The 22,926-nt window shown below is 39.2% G+C and carries 23 protein-coding genes; 5 read left to right on the plus strand and 18 right to left on the minus strand.

Annotation, left to right across the window (positions count from 1 at the left end; translation table 11 throughout):
- Positions 1–49 precede the first annotated feature (49 nt).
- The 10 genes from AABB81_RS10270 to ruvC all read right to left on the minus strand — a co-directional run bounded on the left by AABB81_RS10270 (position 50) and on the right by ruvC (position 9,265).
- Positions 50–865, minus strand: coding sequence for a hypothetical protein (locus AABB81_RS10270; protein ID WP_342160370.1), 816 nt, complete (start codon positions 863–865; stop codon positions 50–52).
- Between the two features lie 256 nt (positions 866–1,121).
- Complete coding sequence (locus AABB81_RS10275; protein ID WP_342160371.1) at positions 1,122–1,472, minus strand: MmcQ/YjbR family DNA-binding protein; 351 nt, start codon at positions 1,470–1,472, stop codon at positions 1,122–1,124.
- Positions 1,473–1,490: 18 nt separating this feature from the next.
- Positions 1,491–3,173, minus strand: coding sequence for an AAA family ATPase (locus AABB81_RS10280; RefSeq protein WP_342160373.1), 1,683 nt, complete (start codon positions 3,171–3,173; stop codon positions 1,491–1,493).
- Between the two features lie 28 nt (positions 3,174–3,201).
- Positions 3,202–3,840: a DUF4230 domain-containing protein gene (locus AABB81_RS10285; RefSeq protein ID WP_342160375.1), complete on the minus strand. Its 639-nt coding sequence runs from the start codon at positions 3,838–3,840 to the stop codon at positions 3,202–3,204.
- Positions 3,841–3,874: 34 nt separating this feature from the next.
- The gene (gene hemW, locus AABB81_RS10290) at positions 3,875–5,002 is read right to left on the minus strand and encodes a radical SAM family heme chaperone HemW (protein WP_342160377.1); all 1,128 of its coding nucleotides are present in this window, start codon (positions 5,000–5,002) and stop codon (positions 3,875–3,877) included.
- Between the two features lie 540 nt (positions 5,003–5,542).
- The gene (locus AABB81_RS10295; protein WP_342160379.1) at positions 5,543–6,199 is read right to left on the minus strand and encodes a hypothetical protein; all 657 of its coding nucleotides are present in this window, start codon (positions 6,197–6,199) and stop codon (positions 5,543–5,545) included.
- Positions 6,196–7,026, minus strand: coding sequence for an ABC transporter permease (locus AABB81_RS10300; protein ID WP_342160380.1), 831 nt, complete (start codon positions 7,024–7,026; stop codon positions 6,196–6,198). The genes AABB81_RS10295 and AABB81_RS10300 overlap by 4 nt, the downstream gene beginning before the upstream one ends.
- The gene (locus tag AABB81_RS10305; protein ID WP_342160381.1) at positions 7,023–7,877 is read right to left on the minus strand and encodes an ABC transporter ATP-binding protein; all 855 of its coding nucleotides are present in this window, start codon (positions 7,875–7,877) and stop codon (positions 7,023–7,025) included. Before AABB81_RS10305 ends, AABB81_RS10300 begins: the two co-directional genes overlap by 4 nt.
- Complete coding sequence (locus tag AABB81_RS10310) at positions 7,874–8,416, minus strand: hypothetical protein (protein ID WP_342160382.1); 543 nt, start codon at positions 8,414–8,416, stop codon at positions 7,874–7,876. The genes AABB81_RS10305 and AABB81_RS10310 overlap by 4 nt, the downstream gene beginning before the upstream one ends.
- Positions 8,417–8,713: 297 nt before the next feature.
- Positions 8,714–9,265, minus strand: coding sequence for a crossover junction endodeoxyribonuclease RuvC (gene ruvC, locus AABB81_RS10315; protein WP_342160383.1), 552 nt, complete (start codon positions 9,263–9,265; stop codon positions 8,714–8,716).
- A 73-nt stretch (positions 9,266–9,338) separates the two neighbouring features.
- Here ruvC and AABB81_RS10320 point away from each other — a divergent pair, with 73 nt between their 5' ends.
- Both AABB81_RS10320 and AABB81_RS10325 read left to right on the plus strand, forming a co-directional pair.
- Positions 9,339–10,301, plus strand: a complete 963-nt coding sequence (locus AABB81_RS10320) for a lysylphosphatidylglycerol synthase domain-containing protein (protein ID WP_342160385.1) — start codon at positions 9,339–9,341, stop codon at positions 10,299–10,301.
- Positions 10,298–11,437 (plus strand): glycosyltransferase family 2 protein, encoded by a 1,140-nt coding sequence (locus AABB81_RS10325; RefSeq protein WP_342160387.1) that lies wholly within the window; start codon positions 10,298–10,300, stop codon positions 11,435–11,437. Before AABB81_RS10320 ends, AABB81_RS10325 begins: the two co-directional genes overlap by 4 nt.
- A gap of 5 nt (positions 11,438–11,442) precedes the next feature.
- On the opposite strand, the gene AABB81_RS10330 is transcribed toward AABB81_RS10325, so the two are convergent.
- Positions 11,443–11,928, minus strand: coding sequence for a hypothetical protein (locus AABB81_RS10330; protein ID WP_342160388.1), 486 nt, complete (start codon positions 11,926–11,928; stop codon positions 11,443–11,445).
- A 259-nt stretch (positions 11,929–12,187) separates the two neighbouring features.
- Here AABB81_RS10330 and AABB81_RS10335 point away from each other — a divergent pair, with 259 nt between their 5' ends.
- The gene (locus AABB81_RS10335) at positions 12,188–12,688 is read left to right on the plus strand and encodes a DUF456 domain-containing protein (RefSeq protein WP_342160389.1); all 501 of its coding nucleotides are present in this window, start codon (positions 12,188–12,190) and stop codon (positions 12,686–12,688) included.
- A gap of 218 nt (positions 12,689–12,906) precedes the next feature.
- Positions 12,907–13,614: an urease accessory protein UreH domain-containing protein gene (locus AABB81_RS10340; RefSeq protein WP_342160391.1), complete on the plus strand. Its 708-nt coding sequence runs from the start codon at positions 12,907–12,909 to the stop codon at positions 13,612–13,614.
- Between the two features lie 13 nt (positions 13,615–13,627).
- Here AABB81_RS10340 and hypE read toward each other — a convergent pair whose 3' ends face one another.
- The 7 genes from hypE to AABB81_RS10375 form a co-directional block, all read right to left on the minus strand.
- The gene (hypE, locus tag AABB81_RS10345) at positions 13,628–14,653 is read right to left on the minus strand and encodes a hydrogenase expression/formation protein HypE (protein ID WP_342160392.1); all 1,026 of its coding nucleotides are present in this window, start codon (positions 14,651–14,653) and stop codon (positions 13,628–13,630) included.
- 4 nt (positions 14,654–14,657) lie between these two features.
- Entirely contained in the window at positions 14,658–15,749 is a 1,092-nt protein-coding gene (hypD, locus tag AABB81_RS10350) for a hydrogenase formation protein HypD (RefSeq protein ID WP_342160393.1), read from the minus strand.
- Between the two features lie 45 nt (positions 15,750–15,794).
- A complete protein-coding gene (gene hypF, locus AABB81_RS10355; RefSeq protein ID WP_342160394.1) occupies positions 15,795–18,071 on the minus strand; it encodes a carbamoyltransferase HypF in 2,277 nt (758 codons plus the stop codon).
- Positions 18,072–18,096: 25 nt separating this feature from the next.
- Positions 18,097–18,639: a hydrogenase maturation protease gene (locus AABB81_RS10360; RefSeq protein WP_342160395.1), complete on the minus strand. Its 543-nt coding sequence runs from the start codon at positions 18,637–18,639 to the stop codon at positions 18,097–18,099.
- Positions 18,640–18,783: 144 nt separating this feature from the next.
- Positions 18,784–19,506 carry a Ni/Fe-hydrogenase, b-type cytochrome subunit gene (cybH, locus tag AABB81_RS10365; protein ID WP_342160396.1) on the minus strand — a complete coding sequence of 241 codons (723 nt, stop codon included), beginning with the start codon at positions 19,504–19,506 and terminating at the stop codon, positions 18,784–18,786.
- A 14-nt stretch (positions 19,507–19,520) separates the two neighbouring features.
- Positions 19,521–21,254: a nickel-dependent hydrogenase large subunit gene (locus tag AABB81_RS10370; protein WP_342160398.1), complete on the minus strand. Its 1,734-nt coding sequence runs from the start codon at positions 21,252–21,254 to the stop codon at positions 19,521–19,523.
- A 6-nt stretch (positions 21,255–21,260) separates the two neighbouring features.
- The gene (locus AABB81_RS10375; protein WP_342160399.1) at positions 21,261–22,397 is read right to left on the minus strand and encodes a hydrogenase small subunit; all 1,137 of its coding nucleotides are present in this window, start codon (positions 22,395–22,397) and stop codon (positions 21,261–21,263) included.
- Positions 22,398–22,546: 149 nt separating this feature from the next.
- Here AABB81_RS10375 and AABB81_RS10380 point away from each other — a divergent pair, with 149 nt between their 5' ends.
- Positions 22,547–22,888 (plus strand): hydrogenase maturation nickel metallochaperone HypA/HybF, encoded by a 342-nt coding sequence (locus AABB81_RS10380; RefSeq protein ID WP_342160400.1) that lies wholly within the window; start codon positions 22,547–22,549, stop codon positions 22,886–22,888.
- The last annotated feature ends 38 nt before the right edge of the window (positions 22,889–22,926 follow it).

Here is a 22,926-nt window from a genome sequence, read left to right on the forward strand (position 1 = left end):
CACCAGGCAAGTGTACCTGCCCGGTGAACAATTACTTAACAAAAACAAATTACTTGGATAATCCTGATATATAGGTATAGATATAATCACCATGTATACCGGTATAATATTTACCCATCTTTTTACCCATTTCTTCACGGGCTGCTTCATCTGGCCAGGCTTCATTGGCAAGTGTTCCCATATTGTCGAGCATTTTATCAAGATCCGTCAGAGAATCTACATAAAAGGCTTCAAGGAATTCAGTTCTGTCTGATCCGTAATAATGTGCATTTGGATAGTATGCCTTGATATACTCATTCTTATGTATAACGTTTTCCAAATATTTTTTATTCAATTCTTCCCATTCCTCATTGGAGCCGTCCTCGGGAAAAGCAAAATGTCTTATCTGTAAATAAAGCGTCATGTCTTTTGTTGGCATTTCCGACATATGCTTCGCCCCATCCATGGTGGCGTAAATTTCATCCGAATGATCTGCTGAATAAAGTTTATTCCTTTTTTGGAAGAAAGCTTTTCTGGCCTCATCATCCGGCCAGGCTTCTTTGGCAAGTTCGGCACTTCTTTGGGCGGCGGCGTGAATGTCATTCCAGTTTTTAAATGTCTGTACGTAGAGTAATTCAGAATTGTCTTCGGTGAATTGATGCATAAAAAATGATGCTCCGACGATCAGTTCATTTTTCATAACGACTTTGTCAAGGTATTCTTTTTCGATAGCCTTAAAGTCATCATAATCGTATTCATCCTGTTCCATGTTCCAATGCATGGTAGTTGCTACAACAAATTCAGGCCTTTCTTCCTCCTGAGCCATAAGGTTTGCCGTGCACATGATAAACACAGCCATTAAAAAGTAATTTTTCATTGTTTTCATAAAAGGGGTTTTTATTATTAATATATGGCTGAAAATAGTCTTATTCCAAGACATGAAAAAACCTGCAAGGACGAATGACCCTTTTTACCTTTCAAACTAGCACTTTTCTTTATCGAAGGAATTCACACAAGAGTGTACAGGCATAAAACTGTAATCCATTTCTTCAGTTTCAGTAATTTTATTCTTGTCAAAGACATGTTTATTCTCTATGAAGTTGCTTTTTCACATAAAGTATGGTCCATGCGATAAGTTGTCATCATAACAACTGATCCCTGAGTTTTTTTGGCAAGCCTTTTACCACCAGGTCATACGAATGATCGATAAGATCCTTAAAAAAGTCATCCGAAAAAGAACCGTCAACCTCTACCGTATTCCAATGTTTTTTATTCATATGAAATCCCGCAGTGATGCTTTTATAGTGTTCTCTTAATGAAATGGCCTTCTCCGGATCACATTTCAAATTCACTTTTAAATCAGGTTCTTCCAGCCCCGTGAGTGCGAACATCTTTCCATAGACTTTAAACACAAGGGTGTTTTCATCAAAGGGAAATTCCTCCGTCACCCTGTTTTTACTTAAACAATATGCTCTGAATTCTTCTATATGCATAAATCATATCAGGTATAACTAGATAAAAACCAAAGCCATTTTGATCTGATCGTAACTTAGCTCTCCTTTGAGGATATCAAATATGGGTTTTAAGCTGATCCTCTCTCCCGGCTCAATTTCTTTCAAAAGCTTGTTTCTGGCCTTTTTTACCTTGTTTATTACCTTGGCTTCCGGTTTAAACCTGCTCAGGTCTGTTTTTGGATATAGTTCGGCAATTCTTATAAGATGGGTAGAAACTGTGCCAAGGGTAAGGTCTCTTTCAATGACAATATCTTCCAATGAATGTCCATTATCTATCATTTGCTTTGTGATAAGGTAAGTAGACTTCTTGCTTACTTTTTTGCCCTTTTCAAGATTCTTACGGTTCTCACTGATTTCATCCTTATCCGAAATCCCACCACTTTTTTTAACAAAATTTCGGGCTTTGACCTCCAGGACTTCTTCTTCAAAAATCTCTTCTACCTCCCTTGATAATTCCTGAAACCTGAGGTCGGCCTTGAGCGCGAGCCCATCAACTTCGAGGGCAGTATTGTTGAAACCGTTTAATTGCAGCCCGTCGAGCCCTTTTACCCTTGACAAGGCCACATATCCCTGACCTTTTTCAAAGGTTTTGCTCAGGTCCATCACTGCACTGTCAAGCGTCATTCCCTGGCTCTTATGCACCGTTATGGCCCAGGCTAGTCTAAGCGGTACCTGGACGTAGCTCACAAGAAGTTTTCCGGTTTCATCCTCAATTCTCCAGTCTTCAGGCTCGGCGGTTATCTCAAACCCATTGGTCAATCGAATCACGGGATATCCCTCATCATTATACCTGATGACTTTACCCAACGAACCATTTAAGTACCCCTTTTCATAGTTGTTCTTAACGAACATTACTTTTGCATCCTTTTTCAGTTCCAGGGTTTCAGGAGCCATTATAGATCTTTTGATCGTTTCGGCTAGTTTTAGATTTCCTTTGACTTTTGCCTTGAATATCTTTTTTCGGCCCTTGATCTCAGCAATATGGGCCGTATTGATTCTGTCGACATCCAAATTATGGGTGTACAGCCTTGTGGGTTCTTCGGTTTCAACAAGGTCTTTTGTTGCCTGCAACAAAGAAACAGATTTATCCGAAACCCTTCCTTGCCTGATTTCATTGAGAATATCATTGAGGGCGCTATCGGTTTGTCTGTATTGATCTGTTAAGTAACAAATGGAGAGATTGGCACTTAGCCAGGACTGAGACATAAAGCAAAATTTATCCCTGTTGGTTTCCCCTGAAACACCAATAGGCGGTAACTGAAAAAAATCCCCGCAGAGCACCACTTGAATGCCACCAAATGGTTTGTCGTTTTCCCTAAAGAATTGCAATACTTCATTGACCAGGTCAAATTGCTTTTTATGCAGCATTGAGATCTCATCGATGATCAGCACTTTTGTTTTTTCTATATGTTTCTTCAGGTATTTTTTCTCCCTTAGATCCCTGAGGTTTCTCAGGCTCAGGGAATCCTTTATTCCAATTCCCGACCAGGCATGTATTGTTGTTCCTTGTAGATGAGTTGCGGCAATACCCGTTGATGCCGTAATGGATACCGGAATTTTTCTCGCTTTAAGGTATTGGATATACTTGTTTAAAACATAGGTTTTCCCGGTTCCTGCCGAACCGGTTAAAAATACATTGTCTCCTGATTTTAATATGGCCAGAGCCTGTTCCTGATTCACGTTTAAATTTTAGTTCTATTGAGGTAAATTAGGCTTCCAATTTCTTTACCAGATTTTCTTTAAGCATTATTCCTTTGTTGTTTTTTGACAGGAGCAGGTCCTCATAATCTAAAGTCCAACCAATAGTCTCTACTATATTTTGAATTAAAAGGACTGCTTCCAAGGCCTCACTTTTTGCAGTATCGAACAAACCACTTTCAGGAATCTTTAACAACACATGTTCTTTGGCTTTCGAATTAACCTCAGTCAGATCGGTTGAATCGAATTTATTGAACAAACCCTCCTTTTTATCATAATACCTTAAATCGGTCTCAAGACTTAAGATCTGGGGGTCGGGAAAATCAGTAAGCCTGATCACTTTTTTATCATTGTTCGCCTCCATCTTTATTTTTGAAAGGTCGTAGCCCACATGAGCCTTGGCATTGATCAGCAATATAGCCTTCTTTTTACTCGAAACCATACTCATAAACCGCTCCTTGGTGTTTTCATAGTGGTAGATCTCTGCGAACTCGCCTTCAACAGTAATCAATTTCCAAACCTTTCTGATCTTTTCCATAATCACCATGGACTGAGAATTGGTAATATCCTTCCTTTTTTGAATTTTAATATATTTTAAAACCCAATAAGTAATGATGGCACCGAGAAATAAACCTAATAATCCTTCCATATAAATGATTGATGATTTAAAATTACTAAATATATCATACTTTCAATAAAAATAAATCGGCAGAGATCCCATCGGCGAGAAAATAACTTTCAGGCCTCAGAAATAAGCGCTCCTGCTTCACATACAGGATTCCGTTTTCGATATATTTTGCCGCCTGCTTAAGTATCTCTTTTTTGTAAGCCTTGCCGTGATTTTGGTCAATAGCTGCAAGAGACACTCCCCATATTGTCCTCAGTCCGGTCATGATCGATTCGTTGATCATATCCTCTGTAGTCAAAAGCTCCGTTTCGCTTGCCAGGCGGTTCTTTTGGATTCCCGCAATATATTTAGCATTATTTGCAATGTTCCAACTGCGGTATCGACCATCATATGAATGCGCTGAAGGACCAATTCCAAGATAGGGTATTCCCTTCCAATAAGAGGTATTGTGCTTTGAAAAAAAACCATCCTTTCCAAAATTTGAAATTTCATACTGCAGATACTGCTGTTTTTTTGTCTCTGCCTGCAGTATATTGAAATGTTTCCCGGTCAAAGAGTCAACAGGAGCCTGGTATTTTCCGCTTTTGATAAAATGATCCAGCGCAGTTCTGGGCTCTACGGTAAGGGCATAACTTGAAATATGCTGTATTCCCATTTCAAACGTATAGTCAAGGTTTTCTTTCCAATCTGATTCAGAGAGATGGGGCAATCCATAAATCAAGTCGATGCTGATATTATCAAAATACCTTGTTGCCTGTTCCAGTGATTTTTTTGCTTCAAAAGCACTATGGGCCCTGTTCATATACTTCAGGTCCTTGTCAAAAAATGACTGAATTCCGATACTCAATCTGTTCACTTCAGAAACAGCAAGTTCCTTTATTTTTATGTTGGAGAGATCATCGGGATTGGTTTCCAGCGTAATCTCAGGATCAGTACCAAGGTCATAATGTTCTTTTATCAGATCGAGTAATCCGTTTATTTCTTCAGTGCTCAATAAGGAAGGTGTTCCTCCTCCAAAATAAACAGTATCTACCTGACCCGCCATTTCATTCTTTCGCAACACCAATTCCATTTCGATAGCTTTCAACATATCATCCCGCCTTTTATCGGAAGTAGAAAAATGAAAATCACAGTAGTAGCAGGCCTGTTTACAAAAGGGTATATGAATATAAATACCAGACATATCAGCTTCAAAATATTTGGAACGCAAGATACAAAGTAAGTGGGAGTATCTATGATTTATTGAACGTTTAGACCGAAGTCAACAATACTTTAAAAAAATTACTTGTTCAGGTAGGTGTAGGTCAGGGTAATTTTCCCTTTACCTGCTCCTCCTTGTCCCGAAATGGATTTGTCGCTTGCTCGCTACCTATAAATTTTAAAGGAAGCTTTGACAACAATACACTTACAAATTCAAAAACCAGATTTTCACTTTTTTATGACGCCTACAAAAATGAACCTCGAGTGCGTTTAGGTGCGGTAAGTATACATTGGATCAATGAATCATGCAATCAATTTCAATCTATTTTTAACAATGTGGGTGCTATTAAAACACTGTCTCTAATATTTTCGGCTGAAGAAGAAGAAGAAGAAGAAGAGATTGTTGACCCAAACGCCCACTTGAAATTTTGCTGTCTAGATATTCGTTATACCTTTTGGAAGTGTTAAAAAATAACATTTCGCACGATTAAAAACACCATTTAAACGCATGAATAAGCTCAGGTTATTGGGTTTTTTCAATACTTCTATATTCTAATGCAAGTCTAATTTTTCCTGTTTTCTGATCGGCTTCCCGAATCTCTTTGCGGTCAATAGAGACATCGCTGCCCGCAAAATTAAGTGGAATCCTGATGCGGTCCATTTCAAATGAAACGTCCAATTTGGTTGGAAGTATAGCCTGGCTATCTGGGTATGTGAGCCTCAGTGTATAAGCACCGTCTTTTTTAGTGTTGATTTCGGCCCAAGTGATGCGTTGCTTCTGGGTATCTATATGCAAATTGGCCACACTAAAATCTGCCTTATTATCTGATGGTAAAATAGAAATTGCCAATAGCGATGTTGACTGTCCTTCTACTTCACCTCTGTCTACTACCATAAATGGATACTCAAACAGCTCACTAAACGACAAGTCTAATCCGCGTTTGGGAATTAGCACAAAATCTTCAGAATTGATGGCCAAATCTTCACCCTTTTTAAAAACTGCCAGTGCTTCCTTATCTGGCATTTTAATGAATGAAATATCCACATGTAACTTTATATCTGCTTGAAAGGTTTCAATACTATCCAGTCTAGATTTAACGAAAAGCACCTGTTCTTCAGCTGTTTGAGAAAAGCCATTAACAGCATATAAAAACAGTAAAAGTATTCCATGTAGTTTCATCCAATGTCTTTTTTCTGAAATAAAAATAGCCCCACAAGCATCGTCACTAAAATATAAAGACCCATTAAGACCGAATTGATTATAATCGTATCCCATTCAATGTCATGGTTAAAAAAATATTGCCAGGTATTGTTCAATTTAAAAAAGGCTATCTGGTTCAATACATCATTACCTAAGTCTATTTTCAATAATAATGTAGAAACGATCAAAAACAACGCAGCCACAATCCAAGTTTTAAAACTTTCTTTCAGCAACACGGCAAGGGTTAAACTTACCACAGAAAAGAATACCAAAGAAAGGGTTCCGAATAAAAAAGCATACACCAACCTGTAGAAGGCATCATCGTGTTCAAAAAAAGTGAGTCCGTTGGTATAGACCACTAAGTCTCCTTTTCCAAAAATTCCGTACGACAATATAAAGGATGTTAAGGCCAATAGTAGCACTAAAAAAATGGTAAATAAACTGGCAACGATATATTTCGCAAATAGATATTTCCACTTCACAACAGGTTGCATAAGCACCGTTTGTAAAGTTTTTTCTTGATATTCGGTTGTTAGCATGCCAGATATAATTATCATGCAGAGTAAGGGTACATGAAACCAAAAGGAGTTGAGTATAAAGTATATGATCAAGTTCCCGTTAAGCAGCTTGCCTTGAAAGTAGAATGTATCCTTCAAATTGGCCAACACAATATCAATAATTCCTGTACCTTGATAATAAGCACTTAACAGTACAACCGCTTCAATAAAAAAGAGGGCCAAAATTGCATAATAGGTGCGGCTTTGACGAAACAATTTATAGGTTTCAATATAAAGTAGTCGCATCATTTCTCCTTCGTATTAAATAGTTGTTGCAAGTCAAGTACAGGCCTACAAGAAGTGATTGCTATTTGCTGCTGTGATAATTTAAATATGATTTCAGAGATTTCGGTAGCCGATGCCGAAATAGTCATGCAATCTCCATTCGAAACCGTATCATAGTCACTTAAAAAAGATGCTTTTTTAATATCGCTTCCACATAAGGTATAACTTTTAGTACAGGCAGAAAGGATTGTGCTCGTCTCGCCGGTTTGAATAATTTCTCCATTATGAATTATTGATAACTTCGTACAAACCGTACTTAAAACATCAATGATATGAGAAGAGATTAATATAGACATTTGAGTTTGCTGTTTAAGGTCAAAAATGAGCTGTTTTAAGGCTTCTATACCCAGAGGATCTAAACCTGAAAAAGGCTCATCCAACAACAAACAAGAAGGATTATTAAGAAGGGCAACAGCAATACCCAAGCGTTGTTTCATTCCCATAGAAAAATTACGAACCGGGTCTGTTCTATTTAAAGGTAAACCAACTTGTTCTAGGGAAGCTTCTATAGCGATTTTTGAGAAGTCTGCCCCTTGCATTTTTGCAAATAATCGCAAGTTTTCATGTGCATTTAAGTAAGGATAAAGTGCTGGCTTTTCGATAATCCCTCCAATCTTTTTTGCGCCGTCGCCAGATATTTCAACTTTACCATGATCAGCAGTTACTAATCCGAGTAAAATTTTGAACAAGGTAGTTTTACCAGCTCCATTGGCACCAACCAAACCTAAAATTTCTCCCTTTCCGCAGGAAATGCTAGTGCTATTAAGGGCTCTTACTTTACCATACTTTTTATGCACTCGTTCGCAGTAAATCATGCTATTTGCGATTTGACGATAGCCCGGTAATCAAATTTAGGTTTGTAGAATTCTTCCAGAAAAGTACGGGACCAAAACATTTTTTTGAACAGAAATAAGGGCTCCTTTACCATAAAATAAGGCAGGTAATGGTACCATTTTACACCAAAATCACGATAACATTGTCGCACCTGATCCTTTATCCCCAATTCTTCTGCAGCTGTTTCTGCAGCCATACGCTGACATTTGGAACCTATATAAATGAGTGAAATTTTCTTATTAAAACCATGGATAAAAAATTGATCCTTTATACGTTTATAATTCTGGTAACGTGACCAGCCATCCATGATAACCAAATATATATGAACAAACGAAAACAGAAAAAATAAGGTCCAAAACATAATCCAAAACACTGATCCAGAACTAATTGATTTCATGAGCTGCACACCATAGATCCATGATTCTATTATAAATAGTATCAGTGAAGCATACAATAACCTACCCACCCTTAAATAGGAAATGATTGGGCTAGGCTGTATGGGTAAAATTATCTTATTCAAGTAAACAAATATATAATTTCATGAATAAAAATTAAAAAAATGCGTTTATAAAAAGAGCGATTAAGTTGCAATGTTATAATAAAACAGGGCAATTCCAAATAAGCCCATGATATGTAAAAAAGCCCCAATCCTTACATAACGAATAAATTGATTATATCTAATGCTCAGGCCTGAATGTGTTGCTAATGACGAAGGGGACTTTAACATACTCAAATATAGAAAAAAAAACTTTTTTAGGGCAACTCTATTCTAAGTAATCACATGAAGAAATCAATCAAAATGGTTGCCTCCGCCAATTTACCCAATCCTTTTCTCATTTTGTTTCACAAACGAGCCCCATCCTGAATAACCTTTATCAGATTGCTCCTTGCCTTCATTATAAAAATGACAAACAGCAGCAGCAAGACCATCAGTAGCGTCAAGATTTTTTGGGATCTCCTTCAACCCAAGGACACTTTGTAACATTTTAGCCACCTGTTCTTTAGAAGCATTTCCATTTCCGGTTATCGCCATTTTTATCTTTTTTGGAGAATATTCGGTTATGGAAACTTCCCTCGACAAACCGGCCGCCATAGCTACCCCCTGAGCACGTCCCAATTTTAACATAGACTGAACATTTTTACCAAAAAATGGTGCCTCAATGGCTATTTCATCGGGATGATAGGTGTCGATTAACTCTATCGTTCTTTCAAAGATCAATTTGAGTTTTGTATAATGATCGCTGTACTTTTTTAACATGAGTTCATTGAGTTGCATAAAGTACATTTTGTTATTGACAACCTTGATCAGTCCATAACCCATGACTGTGGTCCCGGGATCAATTCCCAATATGATTTTCTCTTTTGGCAATTTTTAATTCTTTTGATTGTTGAAGGTTAATATCAGAATGATATTTTGTTTCTTTGCGTAAATGTACAATAACTTGCAAAAATACTTTTCGAGTTTAGTGTTTTTAACTAAAATACTGATCATTGCCGGTGCTTATTATATGATTTCGGATAGGCTGCTCAATGACATCAGTTTTAATCGTTTTTTGTGGCTTGAAGAGATTGAATCAAAGGGCTATATGGGACTTTTACTCATTTTGTTGTTGCTTTTCTTCACTTTGATTAACTGGTTATTTGAGATATTAAAATGGCAATCTCTGGTATTCTCATCTACCGAAATATCCTTCTTCGAAGCCGCCAGGCAAAGCTTAACTTCCCTGACTGCTTCACTGATTACACCCAACAGGATAGGCGAATATGGAGCCAAGGCCTTATATTTTTCCAAACCTCAACGACCAAAAATCATGATGCTTAACTTTGTAGGCAACATAAGTCAAATGCTTGTCACTACATTTTTTGGGCTCTTCGGGTTGTTTATTCTCAAAAATGAATTTTCTTATAAAATAATTGATTCCTCCCCATTCTTTGGAATCGTAATTGTTTTGGTCCTTCTTGTTTTGCTGATCGTCTTTTTTCAAAAAAAATGGCTGGCTCGAATCCGCAATGCGTTCAAAGATCTTTTGAAAATCCCTGTCCCGGTTCTTAAAAGAACTTTTTTATATTCGATCCTCAGGTATCTGGTCTTTTCACATCAGTTCTACCTGATTCTTGTTTTCTTTGGAATTGATCTTGAATACAACATCGCAATGCCTGTTATTTTTTCCATGTATTTAATTTCGTCTGTGATACCTGGATTCGTGCTCTTCGACTGGCTCGTAAAAGGATCTGTTGCAGTAAGCCTGTTTAGCTTATTCGGTGTTGATGAGATGATCGTGCTTAGCATAACGGCCACCATGTGGATTCTCAATTTTGCGCTTCCTGCTGCTATCGGAAGTTTTTATGTATTGACTTTTAAGACTGATTCTTTGGTATTAAGTGAAAGCAAAATTCTAAAATGATATTCGCCTCCCTGTTAATTTTCGTGTCTTATGCCATGCTGATCCTGTATTTTTACAGGGGTATTGAACGTCTGAAAAGCCCTGTAAATGACAATAAAGATCCTGAAGCCAGTTTTTCTATACTGGTTCCCTTTAGAAACGAAGCTTTAAATTTACCAGCACTACTGCAAAGTATAACCGAACTTGATTATCCTGCTCATAAATTCGAGCTTATTTTGATCAATGATGATTCTTCAGATGAATCGGTTTCTATTGTAAGTACCTTCAGGGAAGAACATCCAAAGCTGAAAATCATACAGGCCGACCTTATAAAACAGAGCAACTCACCCAAAAAAGAAGCTATTAACTATGGGGTGGCATTAGCTTCACACCCATGGATTTTAACAACTGACGCTGATTGTATAGTTCCTCAATCCTGGTTAAAAACCTTTGATTTAATGATTCGGCAAGAACCTGTTCATATGGTTGTTGCTCCCGTTGCCTATGCACCCGGACCGGGTTTTTTACACAATTTCCAGGCCCTCGATTTTTTAAGTCTTCAGGGGATTACAATGGGTAGTTTTGGCATGAATGATAAGGGCCTGGGCCAACCTTTTTTGTGCAATGGGGCGAATCTTTGCTATCAAAAAGAAAGTTTTACAAAAGTGAATGGTTTTCGCGGCAATGAGCATCTGGCAAGCGGGGACGATGTGTTTCTCCTTGAAAAAATGAACCGGGCATTTCCTGGCAAAATTAAATTTCTCAAATCAAAGGCAGCCATTGTCCTGACTTCATCCAAAGATTCTCTGCGAGGACTGCTTCGTCAAAGGGTAAGGTGGGCAGCCAAGATCACTGGCTTTGATTCTGTTTTCGCCAAACTCGTGGGGTTATTGGTTTTTGTGACCAATCTACTTGTCATAGTGACAATTATCCTGGGGGTTCTCGGCCAGATGTCCTGGGCACATGTGGGCCTTCTCTATTTAGTTAAATTCAACATAGATTTTATCTTTCTGCACCGGACCTCTCAATTTTTTGAACAGCAGGACGTGATGAAATCATATTTCATTTCCAGCTTGCTTTACCCCTTTTATACTATTTTAATTGTGAGCTTATCCTTCAAAAAAGCATATACCTGGAAAGAAAGGGTTTTACGATAAGACTTCTATTCCTTTGGGGAAATTACTATGGGTAATTTAAACATGGAATTTACGGGAATTCCCCTTTTTAAAGATGGCTGAACCGTTGCCGGAAGTGATGCAATGCTCTTGAACAACAAACTGTCAAGCTCAGGGATCTGACGTTGCGTTTCAGGATTTTGATGAATGTCAACGATCGATATTTTACCTTCAGTATTTACAAGTATATCGACCATAACGGTGTCGCTAACCCGGACCGATGAACCCAGGTGGCTTTTTTTGGCATAAGATTGCAAGCGCCTGAGAAGTTCCATTTCAAAACAAAGATTTTGCTTTTCACTGCTGTCGCAATTATTACAATCCAAAAACAGAGGGTATACATCTACTTCATTATAATCAATAAGGGTGTCAAGAAGTTCAGCGTTTCTTAGAGTCGTCTTTTTAGGTGATATAAAATCACAGGAATACGTAACCACTATAATAGATATGAGGATAACCCGCCTAAAAAACATTGTATTCGCTTATACTACGTGAATGTACAAATATTTTTGAAAATCACTCTGTATTGTACAAAACTTAAACGAATTGTTAATACTATGACCTATCCGTTAAAAACAGGCAGTAATTTCAAGAAATTTTCTATCCCAACTTATAAAAAACTATCCGGAAAATGGTATTCAGCTTATTAAAAAACTTTTGGGAGATCTGTATTCTTGGCTACAAAATTGAGTGTGTCTATTCATTATTCACATCTTTCTCTTACATTCGCTTATGGATTTGTTTTTAGTACTTCTTGGATTTATACTGGTGATCCTTGGGATAGTTGGATCAGTACTTCCTGTTTTACCCGGCCCTATTACAGGTTGGTTAGGGCTGCTGCTGCTCTTTTTGACCAGCACTATACCCATAAACTACTATTTATTGGGGATCACACTTTTTGTAGCCGTGGCTATTTTTATTCTTGACTATCTGATTCCCGGGCTTGGAGCCAGAAAATTTGGTGGTTCAAAAAAAGGAGCGACAGGAGCTACTATAGGGCTGATTATCGGACTTGTGCTTCCCATTCCTCTTGGGTTTGTTATCGGTGCCTTTGCCGGTGCGCTTATAGGTGAACTCATTCATGACCCAAAAGACCTGAAAAGAGCTTTTAAATCGGCTTTAGGCTCATTCGCAGGGTTTCTTGCTTCTACAACCATGAAATTGTTTACCAGCCTTATTTTCCTGGTGATCTTTAGCTATACCTTAATCGAGTACTGGACCGAATTCTTTTGAGTTTTTCGCCCTGTGACTGACTGATTCCCGGCAGTAGTCTATCCATTTTCACAATGCCAAGAATTGTACTAAAAAATTACATCTCATCCATCACTTATGATTTGGTGCAAATCTTTTATTTTCATGCTTAATGAGAGGTGTTTTCTTCATATTTTATATGTAAATTTGATCGTATAAAATCTCCCTCGAATCGTAAATAATTCTTGAATTCAAGCCTGATGTTCCTTATGACTTTTCCTTTTTTTGCCGGTTTGATCGCTTCAATGCTTCATGTAATCATGGGGCCCGACCATGTGGCTGCCGTGCTGCCTTTTGTGATTGAATCCAAACGAAAGGCATGGAAGATTGGCCTTTTCTGGGGGATCGGTCATATTTTTGGCATGTTGATCATAGGAATGTTGTTCCTCCTCTTTAAGGAATTGATCCCTGTTGAACAAATATCTCATTATAGCGAACAGCTTGTGGGAATTGTTTTAGTGTTTATTGGAATCTGGGCATTTGTTAAAATCTTCAAATCAGATCAGCACCATAAGCATCTTCATGTGCACAGTAAAAATCAAGCTATTATCCATAAGCATTCCCATGAACACAGTCACAACACGGGCCATGAACATACTCATCCTCCACAGGATAAACAAGGATTTTTAGCTTCTTTCTGGATAGGGGTGCTCCACGGTCTTGCCGGAGTGGCCCATTTTATATTGTTCCTTCCTGTTCTGGGCTTTGAAAACAATTTTTCGGCAGGAATTTATATTGCCGGCTTTATTCTGGGGATCTTGTTAGCCATGACCACTTTTGCGCTGATCGTTGGAAAGGTTTCAGGTTTTGCCAGGAATGAACACAACCAGAATCTCTACAGGGGTATCCGGCTCACCGGTGGTGTTTTTGCCATCATTATTGGCGTCTATTGGATGCTGGGGCAATAAAATCCTGTGGCGTTTAACAAATTCTTGGCAGCTGTTCCCCAATTAAAGGGCTTACCATTCTGGTTCCTCCAATAAAACTTTGCATGACAACTTTATGCGGATGCTCCTTCGTTATATAGCCCACACATTTTGCATTTTCCCCTTTGGGGTCCTTTTGCATGAAGCTGAGAAAGTCATCGGCTATCTTTTCGTCAACGATACTGATAAAAACACCCTCATTCGCTACATAAAGAGGATCAAGGCCCAATATTTCGCAGGCGGCTGCAACCTGTTTCTCCAAGGGAAAATCCTTTTCAAAGATCTTAATTCCCAATCCGATATCACTGGCTATTTCAGACAGCACACTAGCCATGCCCCCCCGGGTTGGGTCTCTGAAAAGATGTATGTCTTCACCAAAGGTATCGAGCAATTTTGATACCAAATGATTGATATTGGTCGTATCACTTTTAATGGCAGACTCAAATTCCAGCCCTTCTCTTTCAGACATGATGGCCATTCCATGTTGTGCTATATTTCCATTTATAATAATGCGATCGCCGGCTTTGATGTTATCTGCATCTATTTTTGCCCTGGGATGTACTGCTCCAATCCCTGTTGTATTGATAAATATTTTATCTCCTTTTCCTCTTTCCACCACCTTGGTGTCTCCTGTAATGATTTGAACACCGCTTTCATCTGCAGCCCGTTTTACCGAATGTACGATCCTGATAAATTCATCCATTTTAAGCCCTTCTTCAACGATAAAAGCAAGCGACAGGTATTTTGGGACGGCGCCACACATGGCCACATCATTTACAGTACCATTGACAGCCAGTTCTCCTATGTTTCCGCCTTTAAAAAATATTGGAGATACCACAAAACTATCTGTGGAAATCGCGATCTCAGTTTCAAACTTGACGATAGAACCATCGTGCTTCTTGTTCAATAATGGATTGTCAAAAGTTGAAAAAATAACCTTGTCGAGAAGGTCTCTGGTCATAATACCCCCGCTTCCGTGTCCTAAATTAATGGTAAGCTCTTTGCGTTCTTTGTCATCCATATCTTTATCTTATTGAATGTTCTGAAAAATTATAATAGGCGCTGCAGGCACCTTCAGAAGAAACCATTGGCGCTCCCAGAGGGTTGGCAGGGGAGCAAGTTTTCCCGAATTCGGGGCAATCAACCGGTTTCTTTATTCCTTTAAGAACATCACCGGCCATGCAATTGGGATGCTCACTTACTTTGATCCCCTCTATACCAAATTTTCTTTCGGCATCATAAAGGGCAAAATCTTTGGTCAATTTGTAACCACTGTCGGGAATCATTCCAATACCCCTCCATTCCCTGTCGCCTACTTCAAAAACCTGATTAATTATTCTAATCGCATTAAGGTTTCCTTCTTCTTTGACCACCCTGGCATATTGATTCTCAACCTTGTATATTCCGGCTTCCAATTGATTTACTGCCATTTGGATACCTTGAACAAGATCCAAAGGCTCAAAACCTGTAATAATAATTGGGATTTGATATTTGTCGACCAGGGCGTGGTATTCATTATAACCCATGATGGCACAGACATGGCCCGCACCCAAAAAAGCATCTATGTTGCTGAATTCATCATCCAAGATCGCTTCCATTGCGGGAGGCACCAACACATGAGACACCAATATGGAATAATTGCTTAACCCTTCCTTTTGTGCGTGAAGAACAGACAGTGCGTTAGCCGGTGCGGTCGTTTCAAACCCAACGGCAAAGAACACAACTTCTTTATCAGGATTATTTTTGGCAATTTTAACAGCTTCAAGAGGGGAATACAGAATCCGAAGATCACCTCCCTTTGCCTTTGCTTCCAAAAGACTTTGTTTGCTGCCCGGAACCCTGATCATATCCCCAAAGGAACACAGAATCACACCTTGTTCCAACAGCTCAATGGCCTTGTCAATCAGATGAAGGGGCGTGACACAAACCGGACAACCCGGGCCATGAATCATTCTAATCTTTTCGGGTAATAAGTCTAAAATTCCATTCCTGACGAGCCCATGGGTTTGACCTCCACAGATTTCCATGATGTTCCAGGGTTTTGAAACCGTTTTTTTAAGGTTGTCGAGCACCGCTTTTGTAGCTTCAATATTTCTGTATTCGCTTAAATACTTCATCTGTTCTATAAATTGACATCATTTTTTTGACTGGAAAAATCTTTTTTATACTCCCTTTTTGCTCATACAATGAACAAAATACATCAACTGACCGTAGGATATATTTTCATCATTAGGAGCTAAGTTACGGTTAAAAAATAGCTCAAACCTGTTTTTAGATAATTCCTTGAGCATATCGATTAATACAGTATTTTGAAAAACCCCACCGCTCATTGCAATTTTTTGAGATCCACTGAGTACAGCCATTTCTGTGATCACGGTTGCCAGCGTATACAGAAAATTTAGAATGATTTTCTCCTTTTCAACTCCATTGTTAAAATCCTTGTAAAGGTTCTCCCATAAAATATGAGTATGTATTTTACAATCCTCTCCGGCATGAACATATACCTTTAATTGGCTAAGCTCGTAATCATTTACTGCATTCTCCAGCAAAATGGCTCCTTCTCCTTCATACGAATTTACGTCACAATAGTTTAACAAAGACGCCACAGCATCAAATATCCTTCCTACCGAAGACGTTTTCAGGATATTGGATCTCTTTACAGAATCATAGATAGCAAGCTCTTTAGCCGAAAATTTATCCTTGAAAAACGTTGCCTTCTCGTCTTTATGTAAAGAAAACAATGAAAGCCGGGGTTCTTTCGACATTTTATCTCCGGCAAGCCATTCAAAGTAGTCAAAATAAGCTGACCTTTTCATTTCACCTGATCGATACGTAAAGAATTCTCCTCCCCAAATTTGACCATCATCACCATATCCGGTTCCGTCCCAGATGACCCCCAAAATCGCATCTGACGATGCAAACAAATTATTTTCTCCCAAAACCGAGGCAAAATGTGCCCTGTGGTGCTGGATTCTATACAACGGAACCTTGAGATTTTTAGACAATTCCTCTCCATATTGGCTGCTTAGATAACCTGGGTGTTTATCTGTCAGGATACAATGGGGTTCTTCTTGAAAAATCCTCCTAAAAACAGTCGTTGTCTCGGTAAACCTTTTGTATACCTCAAAATGATCCAAATTACCAAGGTATTGACTAATGTATAAATAATCATTTGGAGTGTATGCAATGGTACTTTTCAAATGACCTCCCAGTGCCAGAATCTTCCCCATATTCTTTTTAACATGATCAAAGTAGTTTGGAGCAAATCCTCTTGATCTTCTAAAGGTGATTTTCTGACCATGCTTAAAGCTGTATTTTACAACGGAATCATCCTGAGCATTTACAATGTTGAGGTTGTGGTGTAAAAAATAATCGGCCACGTCTGAAATCAGTGCCATTGACTGTTCCTTGCCGCTAATAATAGGGCTGCCATGTATGTTCCCGCTGGTTGCCACTATGGGCTGTTTTAATCCTTTAGACAATAACACAAGAATACCTGAATAAGGCAACATAACACCTAACTGACTGAGGCCGGGAGCCAAATCATCAACAGCGAGCCCGCTTTTTAAACCCTTACTTGAAAGTATGACTATGGGTCTCTCGGTACTCATTAATTCTTGACTTTGCAAGTCATTAACCACGAGCTGTTCCTTTAACAAATCGAGAGAAGGATACAAAATGGCAAAGGGTTTTTTCGGCCTTCTTTTTAATCGTCTCAATCTTTGAATGACCTCCGGGTTTGCTGCATCACAACAAAGCAAATAACCTCCGGTATTTTTGATGGCAATAATTTTGCCTATGGATATCAAATCGCTTAGTTCCTCAAACAAGAGATCCGTGTCGAGGTTTATCACGGCTCCTTTATTATCGGTCAACTCCAGTTGCACACCGCAATTTGGGCAACTATTGGTCTGAGAATGGAATCTTCTGTCTTTTGGATCCTCATATTCAGATTGACATGCCGGGCACATCAAAAAACCGGCCATACTTGTATGAGCCCGTTCAAATGGAAAGGTATTTGTGAGTGACCATCTCGGGCCACAATTTACACAGGTTGTAAAAGGGTAATTATACCTTCTGTTATCCGGGTTTGAGATTTCTTCACTGCAAGACGGACAGATTCCAAAATCAGGGGTCAGGGCCAGGTTCAATTTACCTTTTGCGGAGCTTGGAACAATATCAAAAGTATCAAATGCAACGCTTTTAACTTTCATTATTTCATGGCCATTAATTCGTGCTGCCGGTGGTGGGTTTTTGACAAGTTTATGATAAAATTCAAGGACCTTATCAGCTACTCCCGAGGCCATTAGAATGACTCCCTCTTCATTGTTGGACACCGTTCCTGTAATGTTCATTTTTCTTGCCAGCTTACTAACATGCGGACGAAATCCTACCCCTTGAACCTGTCCATTAAACAATATCTTATACGTATCTGGCATGTGGAATCTTCTGTAAAGAATACGGCTATACTAAATTACAATTTTTAGTATGTATTTCTTTAGCTATTTGAAGAATAAGATCAACCGCCTTTGGAATCGATTCGGCGACAGGATCGGAAAGGTCCAACGTCATGGGCTTCATTTCCTTTATTGAAATGGTTAATAATCTGATTTCAGGTCGTTTCTCCATCAAATAAACGGCTTCTACCATGTCTTTTAAACCCACGTCATGTACGCTCAAAGCGGAGGGGAAATCAGAGGCATATTTAGGCTTGATCAATGAGATACTCCCTGCTTTCTTGCCATCCATGGTTGCATCAACAAAGATAATATGTCCGTATGCTTCAATGCAACTCAACAGTAAAAACCCTCCGGTGCCGCCATCGAGGATATCCATATAGGTTGGAAGTTCCAAGGTATCCATTCTCTGTATCAGCTGGACCCCAACCCCTTCATCACCCATCAGGTAATTTCCTATTCCCAGAACAAGTATGCTTTCGGATTTGTCCTTTTCAAAAAAATAAGCGTCACTGCTTATGGCTACAGGAGTTCTATTTTTATCTTTCATTTTATCCTTTTTAAATCATTAGGCTTGCCATATCGTTTGCCTTGATACTGTGCTCATACAGGAATCTGGCCCTAAACGCTGTGGCAAGCCTAAAAAACAATTTAATACAACTAAATTTGGATGAACATATTAACTTATGCGTTTTTAAATATGATCACCACTTTCTAAACGCTCTTTTCTCACAAATTTATAACCACTGATCATGGCAGAAGATTCTCCCCTGCCCTCGAGCCAGTCATGGTAAAAAACCAGATATACATGTATCAGTGTAAAAATGATAAACAACCAGGTGGCTGAATGATGCACAAAACGTGTCGTCATTTCATCACCCAGAAAAGTCGGTACCCAGGCAAATAATTTGGGTAACCACCAACCTGAAGTTGGTGCATAAAGCCCAAATCCCGTAAATATTTGCACCAATACCAAAAGGAAGAGCATGACATAAGAAAGTGAGGCTAAATAATTATGCCCTACACTAATATTCTTAAGTACCTCTTTTTCCTCATTTTGCAATAGTACATCAATCTTTAGCACGTGTTTGATATTCTCCCATTGTTTTCTTTTTAAGGGAATAAAGGCCCTCCATGAAGAATAGTAATTCCCCCTAAATGCCCAGTAAATTCTGGCAATGGCATTTAAAAAAAATATGTATGCCGTAATAAAATGAATCACTCTTACCGTTCCAAACCAATAGGAATCTATAGCTTCAGCGGTTGACATTAAGGCTGGCGGGTCAGCAATAATAAAACCTGTTATTGCCAGCACAGTTATACAAAGGGCATTCAACCAATGAAAAATTCTAACAGGAAGCTCCCAAACCCTAACTCGTTTAAAGTCGTTTGTTTTGTTCAAAATAGTGTCCATCATTCTTCATCTTAAAATTATACGTCACAACTACCTACATTCGTCACTCTTGAGATGTGATTGCCATGTTCGTCATACAAATGAACTGCACATGCCAGACAAGGGTCAAATGAATGAACCGTGCGAATGATCTCTAAAGGAAGGTTCGGGTCTGCAACAGGTGTACCCAGGAGCGCTGATTCATAGGGAGAACGCTGCCCTTTCGGATCTCTTGGTGAAGCATTCCATGTTGTTGGTACCACCTGCTGGTAATTCTCCGTTTTTCCATCTTTTATCTTGATCCAATGTGCCAAACCTCCTCTTGGAGCCTCAGTAAAGCCGACTCCTTTTGCCTCAGCGGGCCATTTTGCAGGATCCCACATTTCCATATTGGCCATGCGTGTATCTCCATTTTTAATATTCAGCAATAATTGGTCATAAAATTCCATGGTCCAGTTCGCCACCAGTTGAGATTCGATACCTCTTGCAGCTGTTCTTCCCAAAGTGGAAAATAGTGCCTCTACAGGAACATCTAAATGTTTTAAAGCCCCATTGACTGCATCCTGAATTTCCTTATTACCTCTTCCATAGCCTACCAGCAACCTGGCCAAAGGACCTACTTCCATAGCTTGGCCTTTCCAACGCGGGGTTTTTACAAAGCTGTACTTTTGCTCTACATCCAGATGCTCATACGGCGGTTGTGGGCCAGAATAATTAATATTGGTTTCTCCTTCCCATGGATGTCTTCCGGTTTCTGCACCCTCCTTGTAATTATCATACCATGAATTATTGACAAATTCCTCAATATCTCCATTTCGATGATCCACATCGTGCACTTTCGAAAGGTCTCTGTTGAGAATCACACCCTGCGGAAATTTAAAATTTGACGGATCCCCGTAACCGTTTACCGGGAAGTCTCCGTATGACATGTAATTTCCAACTCCTTTACCAATGCCGCCCCAGTCTTTGTAAAAAGAAGCGATAGCCAATAGATCTGGGATATAAACTTGTTCAATAAAATTCTTTCCTTCTTTTAGTAATTTCCCCACATGTGCAAGTCGTTCTGCGTTCAAACCACCTGTGCTGTTTTCATTAATGGCGCAAGCCATTCCACCAACCAAATAATTAGGATGAGGGTTTTTACCTCCAAGGATGGTATGCACTTTAACAATTTCTTTTTGCCATTCCAATGCTTCCAGATAATGTGCTACTCCTAAAAGATTTACGGCAGCAGGTAATTTCATTTGAGGATGCCCCCAATACCCGTTGGCAAAAATACCCAGCTGACCACTATCAACAAATTTTTGAATTCGTTTTTGGATATCACTGAAATATCCTGGTGAACTTTTAGGCCAATTGGAAATGCTTTGGGCAATTTTAGAAGTTTCATTAGGATCGGCGCTTAAGGCATTGACTACATCCACCCAGTCAAGTGCGTGCAGATGATAAAAATGAACCGCATGATCATGCATGTATAATGCACCTTCCATAATATTTCGCACCATTTCTGCATTTGGCGGTACGGCTATTCCTAAAGCATCTTCAACCGCACGAACCGAACTGATCGCATGCACAGTGGTACATACACCACAGGTCCTTTGAACAAAGGCCCAGACATCTCTGGGGTCCCTGCCTTTAACGATATTCTCAAGTCCGCGTACCATGGTACTGGAACTAAAGGCATCTACTATTTTGCCGTCTTTTATTTCGGCTTCTATTCTTAAATGTCCTTCGATCCGGGTGATGGGATCCACAACTATTCTGTTTGCCATGATCGTTTATTTTTCTTCGTTCTTTTTCAGTTTCTCTTCATTGATTATTCCTCTTGTATACCTACCTTTCAGTTCCTTATATTTGGAAACATTGGCCACAATTGAGTGTAGCGTCAAACCTGCTGCTACTGCCCCGGTGGCAATCATACCAACTTTATCTGCTGAACTTTCTATTCCAAAACCTGGCGTATTGGTCAATCGTTTATAAAATGGTCCGTTATCCCAGAAGTTTTCTTCACTGCAACCAATACAACCATGACCCGATTCAATTGGGAAACTGGTGCCGTTATTCCATTTCATACTTGCGCAGGCATTGTAGGTAGAAGGTCCCTTGCATCCGAGTTTGTATAAACAATATCCTTCCTTGGCATTCACATCATCAAAAGATTCCGCAAAAAGTCCTGCATCGAAATAAGGACGTCGGTAACAGGTATCATGTACACGTTTCCCGTAAAAGGCTTTCGGGCGACCTATTCTATCCAGTTCCGGTAACCTTTCAAAGGTAACATAGTGCACAATCAATGCCGCCATGGCTTCTCCAATCGGTGGACAACCAGGCATTTGTATGATAGGCTTGTTTTTAATAATCTTGTTAATCGGAGTAGCCCCGGTAGGATTGGGATTTGCCCCCTGCACACAACCATTTGTTGCGCAACTACCCCAGGCAATGATGGCTTTTGCCCCTTCTGCAGCTTCCTTTAAATGCTCCAGTGCGGTTTTACCCGCGATGGTGCAGTACACTCCATTAGCCCCGATTGGCACTGAACCTTCAACACATAAAATATACTCGCCGTGGTACTTTTTCATGGTGTCATGCTTAGCGGCTTCGGCTTGATGCCCTGAAGCTGCCATAAGTGTTTCTGTATAGTCTAAAGACACATTATCAAGAATAATATCTGCCACCATCGGGTGATCAGACCTTATAAATGATTCACTGCAGCAGGTGCATTCCTGGTAATGCTCCCAAATGATTGGAAGCCTGGGTTTGGTTTCAAGAGAATTTGCTACCTGCCCTATAAGGGAGTTTTCCAAGCCCATATAGGCCGAAATAAATGCAGCAAATTTCATAAAATCCCGTCGATTGTAACCCTTTCTTATTGCACTTTCATAATAGGTTTCTCGAAACCCGTCTTTTGTAGCCATATCAGTAGTTTTAAGAGAAATTGGTTGGTGTAAACAAAAATCAGGGACTAAAATAGAATATTTAAATACCTGATAATATGATAATTATCATATTATTTGAGTTTATTTATATTACCTTTAGAAGTTGATTTCAAAAAAAAAATGATCAAATGCATGAATTATCCATAGTCATGGGGATCCTGAAAATTGCCGAAACGGAGGCTGCAAAAGCTGGAGCCAAAAAGGTTGATCTTATTGAACTCGAAATTGGCACGCTGGCCGGAATTGAGTTTCAAGCCCTGGATTTTGCCTGGTCCAAAGCCGTTAAGGATACTGTTTTAGAAAGCGCAGTAAAAAAAATTGACAAAATAGAAGCTAAAGGCCAGTGCATGGAATGTGATCATATTTTCACTTTGGAACATATTTATGATCCCTGCCCCAAGTGTCAAAACTATCTGAAAGGAATTCTTCAGGGTAAAGAACTCAGGGTGAAAGCCCTGGAGGTTACATAGTCGTTCTAAAGCACTGATCCAAGTCGTTGATTGCAAAC

This window comes from Lutimonas vermicola, assembly GCF_038433205.1.
GTDB lineage: Bacteria > Bacteroidota > Bacteroidia > Flavobacteriales > Flavobacteriaceae > Lutimonas > Lutimonas vermicola.

Bases quoted from the DNA above. Each gene is read 5' to 3' on its own strand.
- AABB81_RS10380 (WP_342160400.1), top strand. From the start codon at position 22,547: ATGCATGAATTATCCATAGTCATGGGGATCCTGAAAATTGCCGAAACG.
- hypD (WP_342160393.1), bottom strand. From the start codon at position 15,749: ATGAAGTATTTAAGCGAATACAGAAATATTGAAGCTACAAAAGCGGTG.
- AABB81_RS10275 (WP_342160371.1), bottom strand. From the start codon at position 1,472: ATGCATATAGAAGAATTCAGAGCATATTGTTTAAGTAAAAACAGGGTG.
- AABB81_RS10270 (WP_342160370.1), bottom strand. From the start codon at position 865: ATGAAAACAATGAAAAATTACTTTTTAATGGCTGTGTTTATCATGTGC.
- AABB81_RS10330 (WP_342160388.1), bottom strand. From the start codon at position 11,928: ATGTTTTTTAGGCGGGTTATCCTCATATCTATTATAGTGGTTACGTAT.
- AABB81_RS10305 (WP_342160381.1), bottom strand. From the start codon at position 7,877: ATGATTTACTGCGAACGAGTGCATAAAAAGTATGGTAAAGTAAGAGCC.
- AABB81_RS10360 (WP_342160395.1), bottom strand. From the start codon at position 18,639: ATGAAAGATAAAAATAGAACTCCTGTAGCCATAAGCAGTGACGCTTAT.
- AABB81_RS10295 (WP_342160379.1), bottom strand. From the start codon at position 6,199: ATGAAACTACATGGAATACTTTTACTGTTTTTATATGCTGTTAATGGC.
- AABB81_RS10285 (WP_342160375.1), bottom strand. From the start codon at position 3,840: ATGGAAGGATTATTAGGTTTATTTCTCGGTGCCATCATTACTTATTGG.
- cybH (WP_342160396.1), bottom strand. From the start codon at position 19,506: ATGATGGACACTATTTTGAACAAAACAAACGACTTTAAACGAGTTAGG.
- hypF (WP_342160394.1), bottom strand. From the start codon at position 18,071: ATGCCAGATACGTATAAGATATTGTTTAATGGACAGGTTCAAGGGGTA.
- AABB81_RS10300 (WP_342160380.1), bottom strand. From the start codon at position 7,026: ATGATGCGACTACTTTATATTGAAACCTATAAATTGTTTCGTCAAAGC.
- AABB81_RS10340 (WP_342160391.1), top strand. From the start codon at position 12,907: ATGTTCCTTATGACTTTTCCTTTTTTTGCCGGTTTGATCGCTTCAATG.
- AABB81_RS10335 (WP_342160389.1), top strand. From the start codon at position 12,188: ATGGATTTGTTTTTAGTACTTCTTGGATTTATACTGGTGATCCTTGGG.
- hypE (WP_342160392.1), bottom strand. From the start codon at position 14,653: ATGGATGACAAAGAACGCAAAGAGCTTACCATTAATTTAGGACACGGA.
- AABB81_RS10325 (WP_342160387.1), top strand. From the start codon at position 10,298: ATGATATTCGCCTCCCTGTTAATTTTCGTGTCTTATGCCATGCTGATC.
- AABB81_RS10370 (WP_342160398.1), bottom strand. From the start codon at position 21,254: ATGGCAAACAGAATAGTTGTGGATCCCATCACCCGGATCGAAGGACAT.
- hemW (WP_342160377.1), bottom strand. From the start codon at position 5,002: ATGTCTGGTATTTATATTCATATACCCTTTTGTAAACAGGCCTGCTAC.
- AABB81_RS10375 (WP_342160399.1), bottom strand. From the start codon at position 22,397: ATGGCTACAAAAGACGGGTTTCGAGAAACCTATTATGAAAGTGCAATA.